General features: G+C 75.5%; 3 protein-coding genes and 1 pseudogene. 2 read left to right on the plus strand and 2 right to left on the minus strand.

Annotated features, from left to right (window positions below; translation table 11 throughout):
* Positions 1 to 414 (minus strand): annotated as a pseudogene (locus WML84_RS14220) (ECF transporter S component); the annotation flags it as partial.
* A gap of 13 nt (positions 415 to 427) precedes the next feature.
* On the minus strand, positions 428 to 976 hold the full coding sequence (locus WML84_RS14225) for a hypothetical protein (protein ID WP_347346794.1): 549 nt from the start codon (positions 974 to 976) through the stop codon (positions 428 to 430).
* A gap of 63 nt (positions 977 to 1039) precedes the next feature.
* Here WML84_RS14225 and WML84_RS14230 point away from each other — a divergent pair, with 63 nt between their 5' ends.
* Both WML84_RS14230 and WML84_RS14235 read left to right on the plus strand, forming a co-directional pair.
* Positions 1040 to 1939 carry a 1,4-dihydroxy-2-naphthoyl-CoA synthase gene (locus WML84_RS14230; protein ID WP_347346795.1) on the plus strand — a complete coding sequence of 300 codons (900 nt, stop codon included), beginning with the start codon at positions 1040 to 1042 and terminating at the stop codon, positions 1937 to 1939.
* A 10-nt stretch (positions 1940 to 1949) separates the two neighbouring features.
* Positions 1950 to 3107: AMP-binding protein (locus WML84_RS14235; RefSeq protein WP_347346796.1), on the plus strand; the 1158-nt coding region annotated here is incomplete at its 3' end.

The following is a 3107-nucleotide window of genomic DNA, read 5'->3' on the forward strand; positions in this document are numbered from 1 at the left end:
CCGCTCGCCGCGCAGCCGCTGCGCGAACCGCGCCGCACGCACGGCGTCGGCGAGCGACGGCAGCGTCGCCCAGGCGACCGACAGCGCCCGCGCGACACCCCGCAACGGACCGCGGCGCGACGCGCGCGCGAACAGCCGCGACACGTCGAACAGCGCGTTCAGCAGGCCGAAGGCGAGGATCGTCGCGGCGATCGGCACGGCGCTGAGCGCGGCATCCCACACCCCGCCGAGCGTCGCGGGGCCGAACATCACGACGTGGCCGAACGGCGGCGGCAGGCGAACGGCGGGCAGCGCCAGCAGCACCGGGCCGGCGCCGTCGGCGCCGTGGAAGAGGAGGCGGTAGACGACCCGGACCGCGATGAACCCGGCGGCGAGCGCCGCCGCCGCCTTCAGCGGACCGGGCCGGAGGCTCACGCCGGGTCCGACGTCACGCCGCCGGTGCGGCCGGCTCGCCGTGCAGCGTGAACAGCAGCTCGAGCGCGTCGCCCGGCTGCAGCCGCAGGGTCGACAGGCCCTCCTGCGCGTAGCCCCACTCGCCGCCGGCCGGCTTCTGCCACAGCGACCAGTACGCGAACGCGGCCGGCATCGACGCGCACGTCTCGAAGTAGTCCGAGCCGTCCTCGGCGGGGATCGCGGCGTCCTCGGCGGGCACGCCGTCGACGCGGCACACGACCTGGTCGCCGTACTCGTCGGTGCCCTCGGTCTTCACGTCGACGAGGGCCAGGGCGTCGGCGGCGGCGACGGGCTCGTCGGTGCCGATGCACCACTCCCGGCTCTCGCCGTCCTCGAGCGCGGACGAGTCCACGACGATCGTCACGCCCGCGTCGTCCGCGCACGCGGAGTCGAGGATCGCCACGGTCGCCGTCTCGGCGGACGTCGGCGTCTCCGCCGGCGCGCCTCCGGTGCAGGCGGCGAGGGCGAACAACAGGAGGGCGGATGCCGCGGCGGTGCCGGCGGCGCGCAGAGTCGAGGTCACCGCACCAGGGTAGTTGCCCGGCCGGCGGCATCCGTGCCGCGCCCGGCGAATAGGCTGAGCGTCATGGTCTCCGAGCTGTTCGACCCGGCGGAATGGATGCCGGCGCCCGGCGCCGACGCGTACACCGACATCACCGCGCACGTCTCGCGCGACGGCCGCATCGCCCGCATCGCGTTCGACCGCCCCGAGGTGCGCAACGCCTTCCGCCCGCACACCGTCGACGAGCTGTACCGCGCGCTCGACCTCGCGCGGCAGGACCCGCGGATCGGCGTGGTGCTCCTCACCGGCAACGGCCCGAGCGCCAAGGACGGCGGCTGGGCGTTCTGCTCCGGGGGCGACCAGCGCATCCGCGGGCGCGACGGATACAAGTACTCGGACGACGAGGCCTCCGTCGCCGACCCCGCTCGCGCGGGACGCCTGCACATCCTCGAGGTGCAGCGGCTCATCCGGTTCATGCCGAAGGTCGTGATCGCGGTCATCCCGGGCTGGGCGGCCGGCGGCGGGCACTCGCTGCACGTCGTGAGCGACCTGTCGATCGCGAGCGCCGAGCACGGACGCTTCAAGCAGACCGACGCCGACGTCGGCTCGTTCGACGCCGGATACGGTTCGGCGTACATGGCGCGGCAGGTGGGGCAGAAGCTCGCGCGCGAGGTGTTCTTCCTCGCCGAGGAGTACTCCGCGCAGCGCGCGTACGAGATGGGCGCGGTCAACCGCGTCGTGCCGCACGCAGACCTCGAGCGCGAGGCGCTCGCGGTGGCGCGCACGATCCTGACGAAGTCGCCGACGGCGATCCGCATGCTGAAGTTCGCCTTCAACGCCGTCGACGACGGCCTGGTCGGCCAGCAGGTGTTCGCCGGCGAGGCGACGCGGCTCGCGTACGGCACCGACGAGGCGGTCGAGGGCCGCGACGCGTTCCTGCAGAAGCGCGAGCCGGACTGGTCGCCCTTCCCGTACCACTTCTAGGTCCGCGGCGATGAGGCTCGAACCGGTCGACGGCGACAGCCCGCGCGACGTGCTGCGGGCGCTGCGCGCGGCGATCCACGGCGCGGGTCCCGCGGTCGCGCTCGGCGACCGGGTTGCGGCCCCGGGAGCGGACCGCGCGCTGAACCGGTTGCCGGGCGGGATGCCGGGCGCCGGACCGGACGGCGGACCGGAGCGGATGCCGGGGGCCGGACCGGGCGAAAGCACGCGACGGATGCCGGAGGAGGTGCCGGCGGGCACGGCGGTCGTCGTCGCGACGTCGGGCTCCAGCGGGCATCCCAAGCGCGTCGCCCTGAGCCGCAGCGCGCTCACCGCGAGCGCCCTCGCCACCGCCGGCCGCATCGGCGAGGGCGTGTGGCTCCTCGCCCTGCCGGCGACCTACATCGCGGGAGCCCAGGTGCTCGTGCGGGCGATCGTCGCCGGCACCGAGCCCGCCCTCCTGTCCGGCAGGTTCTCGCCGCAGGCCTTCGCCGCGGCCGCCGCGACGATGGCCTCGCACCGCGACGGCCACCGCGTGCCGAACTACACCTCACTCGTCCCCGCGCAGCTCGGCACCCTGCTGGATGCCGCCGGCCACGACCCCGCGGTCGCGCGTGCGCTCCGCGCGTTCGAGGCGATCCTCGTCGGAGGCCAGTCGCTGCCGCCCGCGCTGCGCGAGCGCGCCGAGGCCGCCGGGGCGCGCATCGTCCGCACGTACGGCTCGACCGAGACGAGCGGCGGATGCGTGTACGACGGCGTCCCGCTCGACGGCCTCGGCGTGCGCATCGCAGACGGCGAGGTGCGACTCAGCGGGCCGACGCTCGCCGACGGCTACCTCGGCGAGCCGGAGCGGACGGCATCCGTCTTCCGCCGCGATCCGGACGGCACGCGCTGGTATCGCACGGGGGATGCCGGTGCGCTCGCCGACGGCGTGCTGCAGGTGACCGGACGGCTCGACAACGTGATCGTCTCGGGCGGCGTCAACGTCTCGCTCGACCGCGTCGAGCACGCGGTGCGCACCGTGCCGGGTCTCGCCGAGGCCGTCGTGGTCGGAGTGGCGGACGACCAGTGGGGCGAGGCATCCGTCGTCGTCGTCGCCCGCGCGGCGCTCGCGGGCCGCGATGCCGACGCGGTGCTCGCCGCCGCGCGCGACGCCGTCGCCGACGCGGTC

The organism is Microbacterium sp., assembly GCF_039812165.1.
Classification (GTDB): domain Bacteria; phylum Actinomycetota; class Actinomycetes; order Actinomycetales; family Microbacteriaceae; genus Microbacterium.